Genomic DNA, 5972 nt, shown 5'->3' on the forward strand with positions numbered 1-5972 from the left:
TCGCACTGGGGCCAGCCCTGGTGCCGGCGACGCAGCCGCAGACCTGGCTGGCTACCCGTATCGATCTGCCCGCCATTGCCGCCCAGCTGGGATTGGAGCAGGTGCCGCTCGCGCCGCGGGTGCTGCGGCTGGATCCGGCGCTGCCGCTGGGCTATGCGCGGGATCTGGACCTGCTGCCCAACACCTTGCCGCCCTCGCGTCACCTCGGCTATGCGGTGCAATGGTTCGCCATGGCGCTGACGGTGCTGCTGATCGCCACGCTGTTGCATGTGCGTCGGCGTCTGGCGCGCAGGCGCTGAACCCCCTCACATGGAAGATGCCCGGCATGAATGCTCTGACCCCCGACCAGCTCGCCATACGCAATCGTGGTCGCCGCGTGCTGTTGCTGATTTTTGCGATGTTCTTCGGTTCGATGGCACTGGCCGGGATCCTGCGCTTTTCCGGCTGGACCCCGCAGATCAACCGCCATCATGGGCAGATGCTGCAACCGGCGCTGGATCTGCGCAGCGAGCGCCTGCAGCTGGTCGACGGCACTGCCTATGAATGGAATCCGGGCCAGCGCCATTGGCGCATCCTGCTGGCCCCTCCCCGTGGCTGCGCCCCGGCCTGCGTCACTTTGTCGCAGCAGTTGGACAAGGTGTGGCAGTTGTTCGGCCATAACGCCGATAATGTCGAGATACTGTGGCTGGGCACGCCGCCGGAGCAGGTGGCAGCCACTCCGGCACTGAAAGTGCTGCAGCCCCAGCCTGCGTTCCGGGCCAAACTGCCGGGGGTCGATGACCCGGCCGGTATCCCGGTGTATGTGATTGATCCCAATGGCTTTGTGGTACTCCGCTATGCGCCGGGTTTTGAGCCGGGTGGATTGCGGGCTGATCTATCCAAGCTGTTGAAACTGATGTGAGTCCCGTTCGATGAATGCCTCCGCGCGTCCGGCGCTGTACCGCAATTTCCACCGCCTGGCGTGGTTCGCGCTGATCATGACCGCCAGCACCATCATGTTCGGCTCGTTCGTGCGGCTGTCCGATGCCGGCCTGAGTTGCCCGGACTGGCCGACCTGCTATGGCCGCGTCACCTGGCCGCAGACACAGATGGAAGCGGCCCAGCACGTGGCCAGCGAGATCCGTCCGCTGGAAACCCACAAGGCATGGCTTGAGCAGGTGCACCGCTTCCTGGCCGGTCTGCTGGGCGTGGAAGTGTTGACCCTGGCGCTGCTGGCGGCACGCCGGCGCAAGCGCGGCCTCGCGCAGATCATCACCGCTTCGGCGCTGGTGGCGTTGGCGATACCGCTGTATATGCGCGGCGAACATGTGGCTTCCAGCATCCTGGCCATCGGCGGTGAAGCGATTCTGCTGCTGGCGGCGCTGCGCTGGTCCAACATCGATCTGGCCCGCGCGGCGGTACTGACCCTGGCGGTGGTGGTATTCCAGGCGCTGCTGGGCATGTGGACGGTCACCTGGCTGCTCAAGCCGATCGTGGTGATGGGCCACCTGCTGGGCGGCATGCTGATGTTCGGCATGCTGGTATGGATGGCGTGGAAAGCCACCCACCTGCCGATCACGCTGGCCGAGGCGCCGCGCCTGCGCTGGTGGCTGCGCGCGGCGGTGGTGCTGGTGGCGCTGCAGATCGCGCTTGGCGGTTGGGTCAGTGCCAATTACGCGGCGCTGGCCTGTGGCGGCGGCAGTGCCTCGCTGGACAATTTTCCGCGCTGCGTCAGCCAATGGTGGCCGCAGCAGAACTACAGCGAAGGTTTCACCCTGTGGCGTGGCATCGGCGTGGACTACGAAGGCGGCGTGCTCGACGGCGCCTCGCGTATCGCCATCCAGATGGCGCACCGGATGATGGCTGTGGTGGTGGCGCTGTACCTGTTGGTGCTGTCGGTGCGGCTGTTCCGCCTGCCGGGCATGCGCGGCTGGGCGACCACGCTGGGCGCGCTGATCGTGCTGCAGGTCACGCTGGGTATTCTCAACGTCAAGCTGTCGTTGCCGCTGACGGTGGCGGTGATGCACAACGGTGGTGCGGTCGCCTTGTTGTTCGTACTGGTCACGCTGCTGGCGCGGCTGCGCGCGCCGGAGTGATGGCATGACTACAACCTGGCGCGATTACTGGGATCTGACCAAGCCCAAGGTGGTGGCCCTGATCGTGTTCACCGCGCTGGTGGGCATGTTCCTGGCGGTCCCGGCGTTGCCGACCATCGAACAGGTGCTGTCCGGCGCGCTGGGTTTCCTGGGCATCTGGCTGGCGGCGGCCGCGGCGGCGGCGATCAACCAGTTGCTGGATGCGCGTATCGATGCGCAGATGGCGCGCACCTCGTGGCGCCCGCTGGTGGTGGGCAAGGTCTCGCCGCGCCAGGTGCTGGTGTTCGCCGGTGCGCTCACCGCGTTGTCGATGACCATCCTGGTGCTGTGGGTGAACGTGATCACCGCGGTGCTGACCTTCGCCTCGCTGATCGGCTATGCGGTGATCTACACCGTGTATCTGAAGCGGGCGACCTCGCAGAACATCGTCATCGGCGGCCTGGCCGGCGCCACCCCGCCGCTGCTGGGCTGGGCGGCGATCACCGGCATGCAGGGCAGTTCCGACTGGGCCCATGCCCTGCTGCTGGTGCTGATCATCTTCATCTGGACCCCGCCGCACTTCTGGGCGCTGGCGATCTTCCGTCGCGCCGACTACGCCAAGGCCGATGTGCCGATGCTGCCGGTCACCCACGGCGTGCCGCACACGCGCAGGCAGATCCTGGTGTACTCGGTGGTGCTGGCGGTGGTGACCCTGCTGCCGGTGGCCATCGGCATGAGCGGCATGTTCTACCTGGGCGGTGCCACCGTGTTGAACCTGGTGTTCCTGTGGTACGCATGGAAGATGCAGAACCCGCCGGATGAGATGTTCAACATGAAGATGTTCGGCTACTCCATCGTCTACCTGATGGCGCTGTTCGCTTTCCTGCTGGTCGATCACTGGCTGCTGCCGTGGCTGTGATCCCGCTGATGCGCCACGTATCGTTCGGCTGTTTCTGACCGCTGAACGGCACGTCAGCATCGGTTGGGGGCACATGCGGCCTGGCCATGCCTTGAATTTGGCTGGCGCAACCGCCATCGCTTCTTCGACCCTTGATGGAACGAAGGACGCACGGATGCAGCTCTGGACCCGCGTGATGGCCGCGCTGCTGTTGACCGCGGGGCTGGTCACGACGGCGCGCGCCGATGAAACCGCCATGCAGATACGCCAGCACGCCGGCGAGCATCGGCTGCTGGTACTGGGTGAATATCACGGTACGCGCGAGACGCCATTGCTGGTACGGCAGCTGGTCGATGACTACAGCCGCGATGGCACGCCGGTGGTGCTGGCGCTGGAACTGCCGCGCAGCGAGGACGCGGCGTTGGCGGCCTATCTCGCTTCCGAAGGTGATGCCGATGCGATGACAGCCCTGCGCTCAGGGCGCTACTGGAGCGTGATCGGCGACCGCCACGACGGTCGGCGGAGCCACGACATGCTGGAGCTGATCGAAGCGGTGCGCGCGCTGCGGGTGCAAGGCCGTGCGGTGCAGGTGATCGGCTATGACCTTGTGGTCAGCACGCGCGGCAACCAGGTCCGCGATGACGCCATGGCGGCCAGACTCCGGCAGGTTTATGCGCGCATGCCGGGAAATGCGCGGATGCTGGTACTCACCGGCAATGTGCATGCCATGCGCCAGCGCCCGGCAGACGCACCACCGGATATGCAGTTGCGGCCGCTGGCCACCACGCTGGCCGATCTGGATCTGTACAGCGTGCGGCTGGACGCGCGCAAAGGCAGTATCTGGGGATGTCTGCCGGATACCTGCAAATCGTTGCCGCTGCGCGATAGACCTGGCCGGGAGCTGCGCGTGAGTACCGAACCCGGCCGCCAGTACGATCTGTGGGTGTGGATGCCGGAGTTGAGCGTAGGACGGTTGCTGAAATGAGACCGCGGGGACGCGCGGACGTCGTCCCCGGCCGCTACTGCCCGTTCTGTCTGGCGTAGCGCTGCGCGATCAGCGCGCAGACGATCAGCTGCAGCTGGTGGTAGATCATGATCGGCAGCACGATCGCGCCGAGCTGCCGCCGGCGAACAGCACCTTGGCGATCGGCACGCCGGTGGCCAGGCTCTTCTTCGAACCGCAGAACACGATGGGGATCTCGTCGTAACGGCTGAAGCCCAGGCGCCGTGACAGCCAGGTGATGCCGGGCATGGCGATGGCCAGCAGCACCACCGAGACCAGCGCGGCAGTCAGCAGGGACAGCGCCGGCGTCTTGTGCCACAGCCCCTCGTTGACCGATTCGCCGAAGGCGGCATACACCACCAGCAAGACCGTGCCCTGGTCGGTGTAGCGCAGCAACGCGCGCTGTTTCTCCACCCAGCCGGCGATCCATGGTCGCAGCAGATGGCCGGTGACGAACGGCACCAGCAGCTGCAGCATGATCATGCCCACGGCGTGCAGCGGATTGGCGATGCCGCCTTCGGCGCCGGTGAGCAGGGTCATCAGCAAGGGGGTGAGGAACACGCCGAGGATGCTCGACAGCGAGGCTGCGCATACCGCCGCCGGCACATTGCCGCCGGCCATCGAGGTGAAGGCGATCGAGGACTGCACGGTGGACGGCAGCGCGCACAGGAACAGCACGCCGATAAACAGTTCCGGTGTGAGCGCCCAGCCGGCCAGGGGCTTGAACGCCAGCCCGAGCAGTGGAAACAGCAGGAAGGTGCAGCCCAGGATGACCAGATGCAGGCGCCAGTGCAGCATCCCGGCGAGGATGGATTCACGTGGCAGGCGCGCGCCATGCAGGAAAAACAGCGCCGCGATGGCCAGATCGGTGAGGTGGTCCAGCCCGGTGGCTGCGGCGCCGGTCATCGGTGCGACAGTGGCAAGCGCGACCGTGGCCAGCAGGGCAAGGGTGAAGTTGTCCGGTCGCAGGCGCGACCACCAGTGCATCATCGGCAAGAGCCTCCTTTCAGGTGGATGATCAGGTGGATGAATGGCGCGCCCGCTCAGGGCGTGGGCGTCTCCAGCGTGGTGCGTACGACCGGTGCCAGCGAGGTCAGGCCGGCCGCACGGCCGCGCTGGAGGGCGTCATCGATGGAGGCGCCATGGGTGCGGGCCTCGATCAGCGCCAGCAGCGCGCCGGCGCGATTGGCCGACGCACAATGCAGCAGGGTCTTGCCGTCGCCCTGCTTGAGCAGGCGATCGAGCGTGCGCGCGTTGGCTTCGGTGATGTCGGTCGCGCCGCTGATCGGCAGGCGCACGTAGCGCAGTCCCAGCTGGGCCGCCAGGGCGGCTTCGTCATAGCCGCGATCCTCCTCCGGCCCGCGCAGGTCGATGACCGTGGTGACGCCGGTTGCGGCCGCCTCACGCAGCTGCTGCGCGCTGGGTTGGCCGGCGGTGATCAGGTCCGGGCGCGGCTGATGCAGGGGCGTGTCAGCGGCGAAAGCGCTGACGCAGAGCATCAGCGTAAGCAGCAATGGCAGGCGGTGGATGTGCATGCAGATGTTTCCTTGCCGATGTCAGAGGCGCAGGCTGGCGCGGGTTTTTAGCAGTTCGCGCAGTTCGTATTTGTCGGTGTCGTCCAGCCCCTGCTGGCGCTGCTTGGCCTGCAGTTCATCCAGCCGCTGCTGCAGCAGCTGCTTTTCCAGCTGGATCACCGCGTCCTGCAGTTCCTGCCCCCAGCTGGCCTCATCGCCGGGCAACACCTGTGCCGCCAGCTTGTGCAGGGCGGCCTGCTCCTCACGGTCGTTGAAGTGCTCCAGCAGCGCACCGGTGCTGATGTCCGGGCGTTGCTGCACCAGCTCCAGCAGCTCCAGCAGCAGCTCGATGCCGGGCAGGCGCAGGCCGGCAAAGGCGTGGTGGCCTTCCAGATTCATCGCCAGCGAGGGTTGCTGCAGCAGGATCGCGATGGCCGCGCGCACCAGGCTGCGCTTCTGCACCGGCACCGTGTTGCGCGCGGCAGGACGCGGGGCGGCGGGCA

Annotated in this window: 6 protein-coding genes and 2 pseudogenes; 5 read left to right on the forward strand and 3 right to left on the reverse strand. The window is 66.6% G+C overall.

Annotated features, from left to right (window positions below; all coding sequences use genetic code 11):
• From JCM9942_RS09705 to JCM9942_RS09725, 5 genes are all read left to right on the forward strand, one after another.
• A partial coding sequence (locus JCM9942_RS09705; RefSeq protein WP_304941134.1) for an SURF1 family cytochrome oxidase biogenesis protein occupies nucleotides 1–299 on the forward strand: 299 nt, incomplete at its 5' end.
• Nucleotides 300–325: 26 nt separating this feature from the next.
• The gene (locus JCM9942_RS09710; protein ID WP_083468491.1) at nucleotides 326–901 is read left to right on the forward strand and encodes a hypothetical protein; all 576 of its coding nucleotides are present in this window, start codon (nucleotides 326–328) and stop codon (nucleotides 899–901) included.
• A gap of 10 nt (nucleotides 902–911) precedes the next feature.
• Nucleotides 912–2075, forward strand: a complete 1164-nt coding sequence (locus tag JCM9942_RS09715) for a COX15/CtaA family protein (protein ID WP_054659327.1) — start codon at nucleotides 912–914, stop codon at nucleotides 2073–2075.
• 4 nt (nucleotides 2076–2079) lie between these two features.
• On the forward strand, nucleotides 2080–2973 hold the full coding sequence (cyoE, locus tag JCM9942_RS09720) for a heme o synthase (RefSeq protein ID WP_054659329.1): 894 nt from the start codon (nucleotides 2080–2082) through the stop codon (nucleotides 2971–2973).
• A gap of 154 nt (nucleotides 2974–3127) precedes the next feature.
• A complete protein-coding gene (locus JCM9942_RS09725; protein ID WP_054659331.1) occupies nucleotides 3128–3937 on the forward strand; it encodes a hypothetical protein in 810 nt (269 codons plus the stop codon).
• A 34-nt stretch (nucleotides 3938–3971) separates the two neighbouring features.
• Here the strand turns inward: JCM9942_RS09725 and JCM9942_RS09730 are convergent.
• The 3 genes and pseudogenes from JCM9942_RS09730 to JCM9942_RS09740 form a co-directional block, all read right to left on the reverse strand.
• Nucleotides 3972–4945 (reverse strand): annotated as a pseudogene (locus JCM9942_RS09730) (bile acid:sodium symporter family protein).
• A gap of 53 nt (nucleotides 4946–4998) precedes the next feature.
• On the reverse strand, nucleotides 4999–5490 hold the full coding sequence (locus tag JCM9942_RS09735) for a protein tyrosine phosphatase family protein (RefSeq protein WP_054659333.1): 492 nt from the start codon (nucleotides 5488–5490) through the stop codon (nucleotides 4999–5001).
• Between the two features lie 21 nt (nucleotides 5491–5511).
• Nucleotides 5512–5972: pseudogene (locus tag JCM9942_RS09740) on the reverse strand (DNA primase); the annotation flags it as partial.

The sequence above is a fragment of the Stenotrophomonas pictorum JCM 9942 genome (assembly GCF_001310775.1).
In the GTDB taxonomy this organism is placed as follows: Bacteria; Pseudomonadota; Gammaproteobacteria; order Xanthomonadales; family Xanthomonadaceae; genus Stenotrophomonas; species Stenotrophomonas pictorum.

Bases quoted from the DNA above. Each gene is read 5' to 3' on its own strand.
- JCM9942_RS09715 (WP_054659327.1), top strand. From the start codon at position 912: ATGAATGCCTCCGCGCGTCCGGCGCTGTACCGCAATTTCCACCGCCTG.
- JCM9942_RS09735 (WP_054659333.1), bottom strand. From the start codon at position 5,490: ATGCACATCCACCGCCTGCCATTGCTGCTTACGCTGATGCTCTGCGTC.
- JCM9942_RS09725 (WP_054659331.1), top strand. From the start codon at position 3,128: ATGCAGCTCTGGACCCGCGTGATGGCCGCGCTGCTGTTGACCGCGGGG.
- JCM9942_RS09710 (WP_083468491.1), top strand. From the start codon at position 326: ATGAATGCTCTGACCCCCGACCAGCTCGCCATACGCAATCGTGGTCGC.
- cyoE (WP_054659329.1), top strand. From the start codon at position 2,080: ATGACTACAACCTGGCGCGATTACTGGGATCTGACCAAGCCCAAGGTG.